At 61.3% G+C, this 16,454-nt stretch carries 10 protein-coding genes; 3 read left to right on the forward strand and 7 right to left on the reverse strand.

Annotation, left to right across the window (positions count from 1 at the left end; all coding sequences use genetic code 11):
• Positions 1-122: 122 nt before the first annotated feature.
• From cobA to ABIB18_RS06180, 7 genes are all read right to left on the reverse strand, one after another.
• Positions 123-941: a uroporphyrinogen-III C-methyltransferase gene (cobA, locus tag ABIB18_RS06150; RefSeq protein ID WP_354473820.1), complete on the reverse strand. Its 819-nt coding sequence runs from the start codon at positions 939-941 to the stop codon at positions 123-125.
• On the reverse strand, positions 938-3,556 hold the full coding sequence (locus tag ABIB18_RS06155) for a nitrate reductase (RefSeq protein WP_354473821.1): 2,619 nt from the start codon (positions 3,554-3,556) through the stop codon (positions 938-940). The genes cobA and ABIB18_RS06155 overlap by 4 nt, the downstream gene beginning before the upstream one ends.
• Positions 3,553-7,620: a nitrite reductase large subunit NirB gene (gene nirB / locus ABIB18_RS06160; protein WP_354473823.1), complete on the reverse strand. Its 4,068-nt coding sequence runs from the start codon at positions 7,618-7,620 to the stop codon at positions 3,553-3,555. The genes ABIB18_RS06155 and nirB overlap by 4 nt, the downstream gene beginning before the upstream one ends.
• 10 nt (positions 7,621-7,630) lie before the next feature.
• Positions 7,631-8,419, reverse strand: coding sequence for an ABC transporter ATP-binding protein (locus ABIB18_RS06165; RefSeq protein WP_354473824.1), 789 nt, complete (start codon positions 8,417-8,419; stop codon positions 7,631-7,633).
• 10 nt (positions 8,420-8,429) lie between these two features.
• Entirely contained in the window at positions 8,430-9,302 is an 873-nt protein-coding gene (gene ntrB / locus ABIB18_RS06170) for a nitrate ABC transporter permease (RefSeq protein WP_031377501.1), read from the reverse strand.
• An 11-nt stretch (positions 9,303-9,313) separates the two neighbouring features.
• On the reverse strand, positions 9,314-10,564 hold the full coding sequence (locus ABIB18_RS06175) for a CmpA/NrtA family ABC transporter substrate-binding protein (RefSeq protein WP_354473846.1): 1,251 nt from the start codon (positions 10,562-10,564) through the stop codon (positions 9,314-9,316).
• 261 nt (positions 10,565-10,825) lie between these two features.
• On the reverse strand, positions 10,826-12,046 hold the full coding sequence (locus ABIB18_RS06180; RefSeq protein ID WP_031377503.1) for a nitrate regulatory protein: 1,221 nt from the start codon (positions 12,044-12,046) through the stop codon (positions 10,826-10,828).
• A gap of 489 nt (positions 12,047-12,535) precedes the next feature.
• Here ABIB18_RS06180 and ABIB18_RS06185 point away from each other — a divergent pair, with 489 nt between their 5' ends.
• The 3 genes from ABIB18_RS06185 (at position 12,536) to tssM (ending at position 16,447) form a co-directional block, all read left to right on the forward strand.
• Positions 12,536-13,027 (forward strand): hypothetical protein, encoded by a 492-nt coding sequence (locus ABIB18_RS06185; protein ID WP_031377504.1) that lies wholly within the window; start codon positions 12,536-12,538, stop codon positions 13,025-13,027.
• Positions 13,028-13,112: 85 nt separating this feature from the next.
• Positions 13,113-14,330: a type IVB secretion system protein IcmH/DotU gene (icmH, locus tag ABIB18_RS06190; RefSeq protein WP_031377505.1), complete on the forward strand. Its 1,218-nt coding sequence runs from the start codon at positions 13,113-13,115 to the stop codon at positions 14,328-14,330.
• A gap of 2 nt (positions 14,331-14,332) precedes the next feature.
• Entirely contained in the window at positions 14,333-16,447 is a 2,115-nt protein-coding gene (gene tssM / locus ABIB18_RS06195) for a type VI secretion system membrane subunit TssM (RefSeq protein WP_354473826.1), read from the forward strand.
• Positions 16,448-16,454 lie beyond the last annotated feature (7 nt).

Below are 16,454 nucleotides of genomic sequence, written 5' to 3' on the forward strand. Positions count from 1 at the left end.
CCCGAAGAGCAAGGTGTGCGAGCCACGGATGGCGAGCCCGGTCCGCAGGGACGCGGGTCCCCCGTGCGATCGGGCAGGTCCTTGCTGACCTTCGCACCGGGCGCACCACCGCACTCGCCATCTCAACACACCGCAACGCGCGCCCTCGCATCGGCCTGTGAATCCGCCCGGTAATAACGCACCACCTCACCGACCAGCAACAACGACGGCGAAACCGGCTTCTCCTGATCCACCGTCTGCGCCAGTCCGCCCAGCGAGGTAATCAACACCCGCTGATCCGACCGGGTACCGTTCTCAATGATCGCTACCGGCGTCGACGCATCACGCCCGTGATCCTGCAACTGCCTGCTGATCGAGGCACTCCAGCTCAACCCCATATAAAACACCAGCGTCTGATTGTCCGCCGCCAGCGCAGCCGCATCCAGCTGCGGCTCCCCGCTGCGCCCGTGCCCGGTGATCAGCCGTAACGACTGCGCGCAATCACGGTGGGTCAACGGAATGCCACTGGCCGCCGCGCAGCCCACCGCGGCGGTAATCCCCGGCACCACCTCACATCGAATCCCGGCCAGCTGCAGACTCACCATCTCCTCGCCGCCGCGACCAAAAATAAACGGGTCGCCGCCTTTCAAACGCATCACCTGGCGGCCACTGCGCGCCAGATCCACCAGCAACTGATTGATCTGCGCCTGCTTAAGACCGTGCTGCCCAGGTCGCTTACCCACATCAATGCACAACGCGCTCTCCGGCACTTCCGCCATCACCGCTTCACTCACCAGCCGGTCATACACCACTACCTCGGCACGCTGCAGTAAACGCAACGCTTTCACCGTCAGCAGATCAACGTCGCCCGGCCCGGCACCCACTAACCACACCGCGCCCTGCTGCGGAACACTGCCCTGCGGCGACAGCAATTTATCCAGCGATTCAATTAACAGCGTCATGACGCCTCCGTAATCGATTGGGAACGCAACAGCTGCTTCAGTTCCGGAATACAGGAACCACACTGCGTGCCGCATTTAAGCTTCTCGCCCAGCGCCTGAGTCGTATCACACCCCTGCGCCACCGCCTGCAAAATGGCCGACTCACCGACCGCCATGCAACTGCAGATAATCCGCCCCGCCGCCTGACCCTGGGCGGCCTGGCCCGCCAGCAGCCGATGCCGCCGAAACGCATCCGACGGCGCAGCCTGAAACGCGGCAGCGACGAAATCGTGGTCGACTGCTGGCAAGCCAGCCCCGGCATACAATGCCAGCTGCAGCACGCCGTCTCGCCATGCCAGCACCCGGTAATCACTGCCGCTGCCGTCAGCGACCTGCAACTGGCACCCGCTAAGATCGTAATGCGCCGCCAGCCACGCTTGTGGCGCGCCCTCGCCAGCAACCACATAACGCTGCACCCCGGCATACGGTGACCGCGCCCAGTAACGCAACCCCACGGGTGATGCCAGCGTCGGCTGCCATAACCAGCCCTGCCAGCTCACCGGCAACGGCATAATCCGCACCGGCGTCTGCTTCAGCGCCGGCTGGCGCGAAAACGGACAGCCTCGCGCGGCGATTAACATATCGACATGGCTCTGCTGACTGAACTGCCGGTTCCAGTGCATCGGCACAAACAGCTCTCCGCGTCGCAGCCCGCTATCCAGCGTCACCCGCGCGCTGATCCAGCCAGACAGCGACTGCACACGGGCCAGCGCCCCCGCCGTCAGCCCATAGCGGGCCGCATCGGCCGGATGAAGCGCCACAAACGGCTCGTCACAGTGCTGCATCAGCCGTGGCACCAGCCCGGTGCGGGTCATGGTATGCCACTGATCGCGCACCCGACCGGTATTCATCAGCAACGGATAAGCCACCTCGCGTGGCGTCACCACGGGCGTCGCCGGTACCCATAGCCGGGCTTTGCCATCTGGATGATAAAACCGGCGATCGCTAAACAATCGGGCACAGCCAGCAGGATGTTCAGCGTTGACCGGCCACTGAACCGGACGCAGCGCATCCCAGTCGGCATCACTTAACTGCGCCAGCGCGCTGATATCAAACGCCCGCTGACCGCCGTTCTCAAAGCCCGATAGCGCCGCATGTTCACGGAAAATCGCTGCCGGATGCTGCCAGTTAAATCCTTCAAAGCCTAAACGTCGGGCCACCTGGGCCAGCAGCCACCAGTCGGGACGGGCATCGCCGGGCGCGGCGGCAAAGGCGCGCTGACGCGAAATCCGCCGCTCTGAATTGGTCACCGTGCCATTTTTCTCGCCCCAGCCCTGGGCCGGCAGCAGAATGTCAGCAAACGCGCTGGTATCGGTTTGCGCCATCACGTCCGACACAATCACCAGCGGACAGGCCGCCAGCGCCTGCGCCACCCGATTGCCCTCCGGCACAGAGACAGCCGGATTAGTGCCCATAATCCAGACCGCTTTAACTTCGCCGGTGGCGATAGCCTGAAACAGATCCACCGCCGTCAGGCCGGGCTGACGGGCGATAGTCGGGCTGCGCCAGAAACGCTGCACCCGATCGCAGTCAGCCAGATCAAACCCCATATGCGCCGCCAGCTGATTAGCCAGCCCGCCAACTTCACGTCCTCCCATCGCATTTGGCTGTCCGGTCAGCGAAAACGGACCGCAGCCCGGCCGCCCGATCCTGCCGCTTAACAGATGCACATTGAGGATCGCCTGATTGTTATCACTGCCGGTGAGCGACTGATTAATCCCCATGCACCACAGCGTCACTACCCGCCCGGTCTGGCTGAACAACCGGTAAAAGTCGGTCACCTGCTGCGGCGTCAGATCGCACTGTGCGGCGACGTGCGCAACCTGCCACGGCTCTGCCGCCGCCAGCGTTTCCGCCACGCCGCTCAGGTGCGGCAGCATCGTCTGATCGATGCCGCCCTGCTTTGCCAGCCAGCGCAGCAGGCCGGAAAACAGCAGTGTATCGCTGCCAGGACGCAGCGGCAGATGCAGATCGGCCAGGTCGCAACTGGCGGTACGCCGCGGATCGATGACCACCATCCGCATTTCAGGACGCTGCTGCTTCGCCTGCGCCAGCCGCTGCCAGATCACCGGATGTGCCCAGGCCGCGTTGGAACCGACCAGCACCACCAGATCGGTCTGATCCAGATCCTCATAACAACAGGGCACCGCATCCGCACCGAACGCACGCTTATAGCCGATCACCGCTGAGGCCATACAGAGCCGCGAGTTGGTATCGATATTGGCGGTGCCGATATAACCCTTCATCAGCTTATTGGCGACGTAGTAATCCTCGGTCAGTAACTGGCCGGAACCGTAAAACGCCACTGCCTGCGGGCCGTCACGCTCAATCACCGCGCGTAATCCTGCCGCCGCCGCATCCAGCGCCGCGTCAAGCGTCACCGGCTGGCCATTAACCTGCGCCTTCAGCAACCGTCCCTCTGGCGTCAGCGTCTCGCCTAACGCCGTTCCCTTAACGCACAGCCGCCCGGCGTTGGCCGGATGCAGCGGATCGCCCGCCACCTGCGCCCGATGATTGTCCTGCGGCGTCACGCAGACGCCACAGCCGACGCCGCAATAGGGACAGGTGGTATTCATGATGCCTGCGCCAGTTGATTCGCCGGACGGTTCGCCAGCCAGATCTGCCCCGCTTCCAACTTCACCGGCCAGCAGCGTAACTGGTGCTGCGGGTTATCCAGACTCTGACCGTCCCGCAGCCGCACCCGCTGCTTGTAAAGCGGCGAAATCACCACCGGCTCGCCGCCGACATCACCGAGAATACCGCGCGACAACACGCTGGCTTCGCTGCCTGGCTCGCGATCCTCCAGCGCATAAAGCGTCTCACCAAAGCGGAATAGCGCGATACGCTCACTGCCGAGCCGCGCCCCGATGCCGGCCTGCTGTGGCACCGCGTCGAGTGCGCAGACTGCGCTCCATCGCTCGGCCGGCAGGTGCAGCAACGGGCGGGACGTGGCCGTGTCCGGCTGGCGCTGGCCGCGCACCCGGCTGTAGTGCAGGCTCTCATCCGGCTGATCGCTGTTGACCGTCGGAGTGAACAGCGCCAGGCGTGACGCATCCGCCAGCGTGGTCTGCCATTCGCACTGGTACGCCTCGACCACCTGCTGCATCTCCTGCTCCAGCGTTGCCGCCAGCCCGAGGCTATCGTCAATCACCACCTGACGCAGATAGTCGAGGCCGCCCTCCAGGTTATCCAGCCAGACGCTGGTGCGCTGCAGCCGGTCGGCGGTACGGATATAAAACATCAACAGACGATCGACATACCGCAGCAGCGTAGCGTCGTCGAGGTCGCTGGCGAACAGATCGGCGTGACGCGGCTTCATACCGCCATTGCCGCAGACATAGAGATTCCAGCCCTTGTCAGTGGCGATCACCCCGATATCTTTGCTCTGCGCTTCAGCACATTCACGGGTACAGCCGGAAACCGCCATCTTGATCTTGTGCGGGGCGCGCAGGCCCTTGTAGCGATGCTCCAGCGCGATAGCGAACGCGGTAGAGTCCTGCACGCCATAGCGGCACCAGGTTGATCCGACACAGGACTTCACGGTGCGCAGCGATTTGCCGTAGGCGTGGCCGGTTTCGAAGCCAGCGTCCAGTAACGTCTGCCAGATAGCTGGCAGTTGATCGAGCCGCGCACCGAACAGATCGATGCGCTGTCCGCCGGTAATTTTGGTATAGAGATCGTAGCGCGCCGCCACTTCGCCAATGGCAATCAGACCTTGCGGAGTGATCTCACCCGCCGGAACGCGCGGCACCACTGAATAGGTGCCATCTTTCTGGATATTGGCAAAGTAGCGATCGTTGGTGTCCTGCAGCGGCAGATGTGCCGGTTGCAGCAGATAGTCGTTCCAGCAGGAAGCCAGCAGCGAGGCCACCAGCGGTTTACACACTTCACAGCCGTGGCCTTTGCCGTGCGCCGCCAGCAGATCGTCAAAGGTTTTGATCGCCTCCACCCGGATCAGGTGATAAAGCTCCTGCCGCGACCAGGCGAAGTGCTCGCAGACATCCTTCTTCACCACCACGCCGAGGTTCGACAACTGGTATTCCATCACCTGTTTCACCAGTGCCGCACAGCCGCCGCAGCCGGTGGCCGCTTTGGTACAGCTTTTAATGCTGCTCATCTCACTGCAACCGCTTTTCACCGCTGCGCAGAGTTCGCCTTTGCTGACGTTATGACAGGAGCAGAGCTGGGCACTGTCAGGTAGCGCGGCCACGCCCGCTGCCCTGGCCGGTGCGCCCGCCAGCAGCGGCAGAATCAGACTCTCGGGCGCGGCCGGCAGCGGCAGCGCATTCAGCATCATCTGCAGCAGTGTGGCGTAATCGCTGCTGTCCCCCACCAGCACGCCGCCCAGCAATCGGCTGCCGTCGCCGGAGACCACGATTTTCTTGTAAATGCCTTTTGGACCGTCCGTCCAGTGATAACTCTGGCTGCCGATAGTGCGACCCTGCGCATCACCAAACGACGCGACCTCGACCCCCAGCAGTTTGAGCTTTGTGCTCATATCCGCACCGCTGAACGCAGTGGGTTCCGCCGCCAGATGGCCCGCCAGTACCCGCGCCATCTGATAGCCGGGCGCCACCAGCCCAAAAATCTGACCGTTCCACAGCGCGCATTCGCCGACGGCGTAGATCGCTTCATCGCTGGTCTGACAGCGATCGTTAATCTCGATACCGCCGCGCGGACCGAGCGTCAGCCCAGCCTCACGCGCCAGCTCATCACGTGGCCGGATGCCGGCGGAGAACAGCACCAGATCGCTGTGCAGGCTGCTGCCATCGGCAAAGTGCAGCAGCACGCTGCCGTCGGCCTGAGTCTCAATCTGCTGAGTCTGTTTTGAGGTGTGTACCGTCACACCAAGCGACTCGATCTTCTGACGCAGCATTGACGCGCCGCCCTCATCGAGCTGCACCGCCATCAGGCGCGGCGCAAACTCCACCACATGGGTTTCCAGCCCGAGTTGCCGCAGCGCATTGGCCGCCTCCAGACCCAGCAACCCACCGCCAATCACCACGCCGCGCTGACTGTGACGGGCGCAGGCGGCAATCGCATCGAGATCGTCGAGCGTGCGGTAGACGAAACAGCGTGCCGCATCGTGGCCGGGAATCGGCGGCACAAAGGCGCGTGATCCGGTCGCCAGCACCAGCCGATCCCACGCCAGCTGGTTACCCGCACTGTCAGTCAGGCTACGCTGCGCCCGATCAACCGACACCACCTGGCAGCCCGTGCGCAGCTCAATGCCGTGCTGCGCAAAGAAATCCGCGCCCACCAGCGAGAGATCGGCCGCCTGTTTGCCGTTGAAATAGTCCGACAGATGCACCCGGTCATAGGCTGGCTGAGACTCTTCGCCATACACCACAATGTGATAGTGCTGATGCAGTTCACGGGCGACCAGTTGCTCAAGAAAATAGTGGCTGACCATGCCGTGACCGATCACGGCTAATAGCGGTTTGCTCATCAGAAGACTCTCTGCAGCCTGCGGCTGCGTTTCAGGTTGATCGGGATCGAACAGGGTGGCGAGCGTGACGGGTTCAGCACGCTGCAGGCGGCCGAGCAGTGCGGCCCCCTGCTGGCTGTCACCAAACAGCAGCACGCCGTTGAGGCGTCCCTGTCGCAGAAAGAGACGACGATAGTCGCCGGAGAGCGGATCAAAACTGCTGACCGATGGCGCTTCACTGATATCCCCGGCGCTGAACAGTGAAATGCCGCTGACTTTCAGCCGCGTGCCGCCAGGCTGGGTACGGTAATCGGCCTGTGGCGAACCGGCCAGCTGCGCTGCCAGCACCTGCGCCTGCGCCAGACAGGGCGCCACCAGGCCAAAGGTCTCCCCCTCGATTTCACAGCACTCGCCGACGGCATAGACATCGGGCACCGCGCTGCGTAGCTGGCGATCGACCAGAATACCGCGCTGACACGGCAGCCCCGCCGCCCGCGCCACGGCCACGGCTGGCTCCACGCCGATGGCGATCACCACCTGCGCGGCGGCGTAATCAGCGCCATCCGCCAGTGTGACGCCGGTTGCGGTGATCGCCTGCAGGCCACTGTTCAGCAAACAGTGGATGCCACGCCCGCGCAGCGCCGTCAGCAGCAGTTCACCCGCTCTGGCATCCAGCTGGCGATCGAGTAACCAGCCTTTGTGGTGAATCAGCGTCACCTCACGGCCCTGCGCCCGCAGTGCCGCCGCCGCCTCAATGCCGAGGAAACCGCCCCCCAGCACCGCCACCGGGCCGTGGCCCGCCAGCAGCCGTTCAACATCATTGATGCTGCGGAAACCGCTGACGTGCGGCCGATCGATGCCCGCAATGGCCGGCAGACGCGGCTGCGATCCGGTGGCGAAAACCAGCCGGTCCCAGCCCAGCTGACGCTGGTCGGTCAGCACCGTGCGGGCCGCCAGATCGACCTGCTGCACCGTTTCACCGGCCAGCAGCGTCACGCCGTGCTGCTGATACCATGAGGTGGCATGAAGCAGGGTCTCGCTGAAGCGCATCTCGCCAGCCAGCACCGGTGATAACAGCACGCGGTTATAGTTGCCGTACGGTTCGCGACCGATCACCGTGATGGCGTAGCGCTGCGGCGCGCGTTGCAGCAGGCTTTCGACCAGCTGCATCGCCGCCATTCCATTCCCTATCACCAGCAGCCGTTGCGTCATGATGCGATCCTCACGCCGCCGTGGTCTGTTTTTCATACAGAAAGTGCAGCACCTGCTGACGTAGCTGGTGATAGCGTGGATCGTCGGCCAGCGCGACGCGTGAGCGCGGACGCGGCAGATCGACCGGCAGAATCTCACCGACCCGCGCCGCCGGGCCGTTGGTCATCATCAGTACCCGATCTGACAACAACACCGCCTCATCGACGTCATGGGTGATCAGCACGATGGTGGTGTTCAGCGCCTGCTGAATGCGCATCACACTGTCCTGCAGATGCGCGCGGGTCAGAGCGTCCAGCGCGCCAAACGGCTCATCCAGCAGCAGCACCCGCGGCTTCATCGCCAGCGCCCGTGCGATGCCGACGCGCTGCTTCATGCCGCCGGAAATCTCACCCGGCCGCTTGTGCATCGCATGGCTCATCTGCACGCGATTCAGGTTGTGCTCAATCCAGTCACGCATTTCCGCTTTACTGAGCCGGCCTTTAAACACCTGCTGCACCGCCAGTTCAACGTTCTGAAACGCCGTCAGCCAGGGCAGCAGCGAATGGTTCTGGAACACCACAGCCCGCTCTGGCCCCGGCCCGGCGATCTCGCGGTTATCGCACAGCAATACGCCGCTGCTGGGCCGGCTTAATCCGGCAATCAGGTTCAGCAGGGTTGATTTGCCGCAGCCGGAATGGCCGATCAGACTCAGGGTTTCGCCCTGGTGAATATCAAAGCTGACGTTATCCAGCGCCAGAAATTCACCGCTGGCGGTATTGAAGCGCTGGCTGACCTGCTGAACGCGAATAATGTGTGACATGGTGAACTCCTTATTTATCCCAGCTAAAACGACGGACCAGCAGCATCAAGCCCTGCTCCAGCAACAGGCCGACAACGCCGATAATCAGGATGGCGATCAGAATGTTTTCCACATTGAGGTTGTTCCACTCGTTCCAGATCCAGAAGCCGATACCCAGTCCGCCGGTCAGCATTTCGGCAGCGACAATCACCAGCCACGCAATGCCAATCGACAGGCGAACCCCGGTCAGCACGGCGGGCAGCACCGCCGGCAGCAGGATGCGGCGCATTACCGTCCACTCGGAGAGCTGCAGCACCCGCGCCACATTGAGGTAATCCTGTGGAATGCGTTGTACCCCTTCAGCGGTGTTGATGATCATTGGCCAGATTGAGCAGATGAAAATGGTCCAGCTGGCAGCAGGCTCGGCACGCTGAAACAGCAGCAGACCAATCGGCAGCCAGGCCAGCGGACTAACCGGGCGCAGCAAGGCGATAATTGGATTGAACATCCGTGCCATAAACAGAAAGCGGCCGAGCAGAAAACCGGCCGGAATGCCGACCAGGGCCGCCAGGCCGAAGCCGACAGCGACCCGTTGCAGCGACGCCAGCACGTTCCAGCCGATGCCCTGATCGTTGGGACCGTTGCTATAGAACGGATCGGCAAACAGCACCTGCGCCGCCTGCCAGGTGGCGTACGGCGTCGGAAAAGACGGCTCCGACAGCGCGGCAAGTTGCCACACCAGCAGCAGCAACAGCATCCCGCCGGCTGCCGGGATAGCCCGCTGGATCAGCGGACGCAGGCGAGCCGGTCTGGCGGCGGCTTTCGGGGTAATCTGCAGCGGGATAACGGTAGCACTGCTGTCGGTCTGTACCGGCTGCGCCAGGGCGCGCGCGTCAGTTTTCATGGCATCCTCTCTTAATGTTTGATGGCGAAACTGGCGGCATAGGCGGCAGGATCGCTGCCGTCCCAGACTTTGCCGTCGATGAGGGTACTGCTGCGCATCTCCGTGGCGGGCAGTGCGATCTGGCCGACCGCACTGGCGGCCTGTTTATAGATGTCGATGCGGTTAATCTGGCGTGCTACCGCCAGGTAATCAGGATCGTCGGTCAGCAGACCCCAGCGTTTCATCTGGGTCAGGAACCACATGCCGTCAGAGAGCCACGGGAAACTGACCTTGCCGTCACCGAAGAAGCGCATCGGATGCGCGTCCTGCCACGACTGACCCAGCCCGTTCTGGTACTGACCCAGCATCCGCCCTTGCAGCGTCTCAACTTTGGTATTGATCCAGGCGCGCCCGGCTAACACCTGGGCCGTTTCGCGACGGTTATCGTCAGAGGCATCAATCCAGCGGGCGGCTTCCAGTACCGCAGCCGTGAGTGCGCGTGCGGTATTAGGATTCTCGTTGACCCACTGCGCGCGGGTGCCGAGGATTTTTTCCGGATGCTCAGGCCAGATCTGCTGGCTGGTGGCGGCGGTAAAGCCGATGTTGTCGCTGATGGCGCGCTGGTTCCACGGCTCACCGACGCAGAAGCCGCTCATGTTGCCTATCTTCATGTTCATCACCATCTGCGGCGGTGGCACAACCACAGTGCGTACCTCCTCAAACGGGTTGATGCCGGCATTGGCCAGCCAGTAATAGAGCCACATGGCGTGGGTGCTGGTGGGAAAAGTGTGGGCGAAGGTGAAGTGGCCTTTGGCCTGGCTGTCGACCGCCTTTTTCAGGCTGGCCGCATCTATCACGCCGCTGGCTTTTAGCTGGTTCGACAGAGTGATCGCCTGGCCGTTATGGTTGAGCGTCATCAGATTAGCCATGTCGTGCTGCGGACCGGCCACCCCGAGTTGCAGGGCGTAGATCATGCCGTACAACACGTGCGCGGCATCCAGCTCGCCAGAGGTCAGTTTGTCGCGTACCGCCGCCCAGCTCGCCTCTTTACTGACCTGTAGCGTCAGGCCATATTTTTTATCAAATCCTTTAACTGACGCCATCACCACGGGTGCACAGTCGGTGAGCGGAATAAAGCCGACCCGCACGGTGTTTTTCTCAGGCGCATCCGATCCCGCCGCCCATACGGCATTGCGTAATCCCGGAACAACCCAGGCCCCGCCCAGCGCGGCACCGGACAGCAGTAACTGACGTCGTGAAAGGGAAAATGGCGTTTTGCTCATCATATTGCCCCTGAACAGGAATAAAAAAAGGCGTCCTCCGACATGCCGAAGCATGCGGATGGACGCCTTTATCCAAAGCACTGGCCCCACCGCCGTTGGCGGGAACAATGCGCACTGTCTGTACTATCAAGCAAGCAGCGTGCCAGAATTACTGACCGCTTTAACGCCGGGTTTTCGCCCTGCTCCGGGTGAAAAAGCAACCGTTTTTGCACTTCTCTGACGCAGGCTGCGCACAAGCGTTGTGCAGCTAACGCTTTCGGGTTAAGTGTTGAGGGTCGCGGCGACGGCCAGCACCGCCTGCGCGATCTCCAGTACCCGTTTGTTCTGGTTCATGGCGCTTTTACGCAGTGCCTGCCAGGCCGCCTGCTCGCTGAAACCGTGCTGCTGCATCAGCCAGTGCTTGGCCTGTTCAATGATCCGGCGCTCATCCAGTGAAGCGCGCATGGCGGCCAGTTCATCGGCTTGTTGCTGCAAGCGCTGCGACTGTTCACCAATCAGCGACAGTACTGAGCGCCCAAGCTGCGGCGCCAGGCCGTCGCTGTCCAGCGTGGCCGCGCCGGGCAGCCAGTCGGCACCCGAAACATAGAGCGCAAAACTGCTCTCTCCCTGCACCGGGGTCAATGGCAGCGCCGCCTGCTGTTCGGCCAGTTCAATCGCGGTCCGGCAACGCAGCATCAGCGTGGCGGAGAGTCCGTCTTCGACCTGTTTCATCTGATCGAGCCGTGCGGAAAGCAGTGAAAACCAGTGCAGCGCGCCGGACGCTTCGCCGCTGCCGCCGGTGCAGGCGATGCGCCGCAACCGCTCGATATCCCGGCTGGCCTGCGCCAGCGGCTGCCATCGGGCACGCGCCTGGTCATCGGCAAACTGGTGAAAGGTGGTGAAACTCTGCTCCTGGGCCGCAATCAGCGCGACCATCTGGCTGCGCTGATCGGTGCTGAACTGCCCGGCCGCAAAGCCAGCGGAACCAATGGCGCGCTCCTGTCCGGCCAGCTCTTTGCCCTGCATAAAGCTGAACAGCGCAATCAGGGCGCGGGAGATATCGGGATGGCTGGCGGTGTCAGCGGCTTCAAATACCAGGTTGAGTAAGGTGCGTATCACCTGGTTAAACGCCGCCATCGCCGCTGGCTGATTAAGCGTCCCCTCCGCGATCTGCTGTCGCAGTGCGGGCAGTTCACTCAGCGCCTGTAATGCGGCGGCGATCAGGTGACAGAAGCGGCTGTAGCCCGGTTGCGCTACCGCTGGCGGTAGCGCCTGATAAACCTGCTGCAGGCAGGCGCTGACCTCCTGCTGACGGGCGACCCGCTCAGCGCTGAACAGCCGGCCGTGGGAACAGATCCAGATATTGCTGGCACCGCGCTCCCGCTGCAGTTGGTGGACCAGCTCACTGACCGCCGTTAGCAGTTGTCCGGTCTGCAGTAGCCGTTGCAGGCTGGCAATATCGCTTTCCCGTGATGCCTGCAACCAGCTCAGGGCGTCCCTCATGGTTCACCTCTCATCGGCGTAAAACCATTATTAAGCAAAAGCCGTGCCGTTTTGACAGTAAAAAGCGTGGCCGGCGCGCCCGGAAATTCCGATTTTGATGAGTTTCTTAAGGCAAATGGATAAAAATTTCTGACAATGAGTGATTAGAAAAACTTAATAGTTTCCCATTGAATCCTTTGCGTGGCAGAATGCGCGACAACGTTCTCAACCAGTTTGCCGTCGCGATAATTCAGTTAGCTTTAACTATCGTAAAGCATGGCGCTTTTCCCGCGCCCTGGCTTGCCAGAAAAGCGCCTGCTATCACGCATCGGCAGCCGGTGCAATGGTTTGAATTCTCAAAAGTCTTAGGTAGACTGAACGCAGTACTATCCTGATGTAATCTGACCTTTTTTTGAATGTCAGAACTTTGGCCTGCTGCGGCGCCCTTGTCGGCGCCCTCCTGCGTTGGGCCAGGTAATATGCAGATACTTTGATGAGATCACGAGGAACATGGTGAAAAAGAGTCTTGCGTTAACACTGCTGGCGGTCCTTACCCTGGCAGGCTGTAAGGCCCCGCCGCCGCCCGTCACTGATGACACGCTGGTGACCAGCGAAATCAACGGCGTCAAGCTGGTTCATCGGCATGCCGTTGCGGCGCCGACCGAATTCGAACCGGTCAATCAGACCTGGCGAGCGTTGTATGGCGCGTCAGTGATGACGACGCCCGATTACGGCGGCAAAGTGGTTCGCTATCTCGAAACGGGTAAACCGTTTGAAGTATTAGGCAATGTGGAAAATCACTGGCTGGCGATTGCCGATCAGGCTGACGGCCCGATGATTGGTTACGTTCCGCTAAAAGCGGGTGTGGAAAGCAGCCGCTATGACGCCACTGTCCAGAGCGATCGCCCCCGTCCTCGCAAGACGAAACAGGTCTGTGTCGCCGTTGGCGGTGCCAGTAAAGCGTGCCGCACTAACGATACCGCGACCTGGATCTTAGACTAAACATGAAATCCGGCGCATATTGCCCGCAGCACCGTCCTGGGCTGCGGGTTCAGGGATTTGCCATTGGCTGGAAGATCACGAATTAATGACTGTGGAATCCCCTGCGCGTGAGGTCACCCCCTCAGGCAATGAGAATCTATTACTTCAGGCTGCAGCGCCACTGCTGAACGCGGTGGTGCAAATTCGTCAGTCAGCCACCCATGACGACCCTGCGGGCTTACGCCAGTCGCTTATTGATGAGATCCGCCAGTTCGAACAGCGTTGTAAACAGGCCGGCCTGCCGTTTGAGATGATTATCGGCGCGCGTTACTGCGTCTGTAGCGCGCTGGATGAAGCGGCGGCGCAAACGCCCTGGGGCACGCGCGGCGTCTGGTCTGGCAACGGTATGCTGGTGACCTTTCACAATGAAAGCTGGGGCGGTGAAAAATTCTTTCAGTTGCTGTCACGTATTTCACAGAGCCCGCAACAGCACCTCTGGTTACTGGAGGTGGTGCATTACTGTCTGCTGCTCGGCTATGAAGGCCGTTATCGCGGCAGTGAACAGGGCCGCGCCCAGTGCGACGGTATCCGTAAACGACTGAAAAAGCTGATTGAAGAGACGCGTGCTCAGCGTCAGACGCCACAACCGCCGCTGGTGGAAGTGCATCCGCTGGTCAGCACCCTGGCGCGGCCGATGGTCCCGCTGTGGGCCTGCGCGATGCTGGTGGCGCTGATCGGCTGCCTGATTTACAGCGGCCTGAACTGGCGGCTGGGCAATGCGGCCGAGCCGCTGCTGCGCGCTATCTATCAGACGCCGCTGCCGCAGATAACCGCCGGTCGTCGTCCCTCTTCTCCTCAGGCGCTGCTCGACCTGCGACAGCGGCTGAATGATGTGATTGCCGCAGGCCAGCTTGAAGTCAGTGACGGTGCCTTCGGCAGCAAAGTTATTATCCCGGCGGATAAGCTGTTCGCCGAACAGGGCACGGTCATCAACCCGGTGGGGCGCGCCCTGCTGGCTCGCGTCTCGACCGCCATGAAAAATGTCAAAGGCACGATTCTGGTGTCGGTGTTTACCGACGATCACCCGGTTGATAACAGCCGGTTCGCCTCCAGCTACGAATTCTCGTTCGCCCGCGCCCGCGCGGTGACGCAATTGTTGCAGGTCCAGCTGGCCGACGGCCATACCGTACGTTCTGAGGGCCGCGGTGACAGCGACCCGCTGCTGCCGAACGACAGTAGCGAAAACCGTACCCGCAACCGCCGCGTTGAAATCACCCTGTTTGCCGCGCCCGAAACGCTCAGTAATCATCAAGGAGCACAATAATAATGCGCGCTTCCGTTCGACTGCTTCTGACACATCGATTGTTATGGAGTTTTATCGGCGTTACGGCGCTGAGCTGTCTGGTGTGGATGCTCGGTCCGCTCTGGACGTGGGGCGAATCGCGACCGCTGGAGCCGATCCTGCCGCGCCAGCTCACCGTCAGCGCCTTCTATTTTTTATGGGTCCTGTTCCAGCTGATGCCGTCGCTCTATCGTGCCTGGTTTAATAGCCGGTTACTGAATCAGCTACAGGCCGCAGGCAGCGACGATCCCGCCGAACGTCAGGTGACCGAAGAACTGCTCAACCAGCGCTTCAGCGATGCGGCGATGCAGCTCAGGCGCACCCAGTTTGGTCGCCGCCATTCCGGTGGTCTGCTGTCGCGCTTTAATTCCAATTACCTTTATCAGCTGCCGTGGTATCTGGTGATGGGCGCGCCGGGAGCCGGTAAAACCACGGCGCTGTTGAATGCCGGACTGAATTTTCCCCTGACCGATACGCTGGGCAAAAATGCGATTCGCGGCGTGGGCGGCACCCGCAACTGCGACTGGTGGTTCACCGACAGCGCGGTGCTGATTGATACCGCCGGCCGCTACGCGCTGCAGGAGAGCCAGCGCGCGCGCGACGCCGCTGAATGGCACAGCTTCATCAACCTGCTTAAACGCTACCGCACCCGCCAGCCGATTAACGGCGTGATCATGACCATTAGCATCGCCGATCTGCTGAGTGACTCCGCCGAGGCGCGGTTTGCGCAGGCCAGCGCGCTGCGTGAGCGTATGGCGGAACTGCACCAGCAGACCGGCATCCATTTTCCGGTCTATGTCATGGTGACCAAAACCGACTTGCTGAAAGGTTTTATGAGCTATTTCGGCTCGGTCGACAAAGCGAAGCGTGATGCTATCTGGGGCTTTACCTTTAACTGGGACCTCGGTAAGCCACATAAAGGCGACTGGCATCGCCATTTCGGCCAGCAGTTTCAGCGGCTGGAGCTGGAGTTACAGCAGAAGCTGGCTGACCAGATGACTCAGGAGCGCGATCTTAATGAGCGCGCCGAATGTTTCCTGTTCCCGCAGGAGTTTGCCTCGCTGCGTCCGCTGCTGAATGAATACCTCGATATCGTCTTCTCTGACCATCAGGATGCGGTTGCCTGGAGTCCGCGCGGCCTGTTCTTCACCAGCGGCACCCAGGAAGGTCTGCCTTTTGACCGGGTGATGGGCGAGCTGAGCCGTAAACTGCAGCTGCGCCAGGCCGGTGATCATTCGATCGCCGCGTGGGACAGCGTTAACCGCAACAGCCCGATTCCGGGTAACAAAGGTCAGAGCTTTTTTATTCGCGACCTGCTCAACGATCTGATCTTTAAAGAGAGCGGCCTGGCCGGCAGCAACCGGCGCTGGGAATACCGCAATCAGCTGTTTCACTGGATCGGTTACGGCGTGCTGGCTGGCGGCCTGCTGATTATGTCAAGCCTGTGGGGCCTCAGTTATTACCAGAATCAGCACTATCTGCATCAGGTTGAAGCGCGGGTACCGGCTATTCGTGAGCAGAGTCAGCAGGTGATTCATCAGCCTGCTGATAATATTTTTGATCTGCTACCCTTTCTCAATAGCCTGGTGAAATTGCCGCTGTCCGATCGTTTTTCTCTCGATAATCCGCCGCTTACTATGCGGGTGGGCTTATATCGCGGGACGCAGGTCAGCGATGCGGCCTGGGCGCTTTATCAAAATGCGCTTAAGTCTTTACTGCTGCCGCGCGTCGCCCAGCAGATCACCAATATTCTGCGCAATGACCCGGGCGATGATAACGCGTACAGCCGCAATGCCCTGCGCGCCTATCAGATGCTGTATCAACCGCGTAATTACGATGGCGAATTTCTGCGTGCCTGGCTGCTGCAAAACCTGCAGTGCTCGCTGCCCGACTCGGTCAGCACCCGCGATCTTCAGCAGCTCGACTGGCACCTGAGCCAGCTGCTGGATCAGCAAATTCAGTCATCGCCCTATGCACGTGATAATGCGCTGATGATGCGTAAGCTTGCGGAAAATCTGAAAATTGCAGGGCAGTCCGGCCCTATGCTGGCGGTGACGCCCTCCCGCTCTGCACAACGATTGACCCTGCATAGCGAGTAATGGTGAG

The organism is Pantoea sp. UYEF8, from assembly GCF_040546285.1.
Taxonomy (GTDB): Bacteria; Pseudomonadota; Gammaproteobacteria; order Enterobacterales; family Enterobacteriaceae; genus Pantoea; species Pantoea brenneri.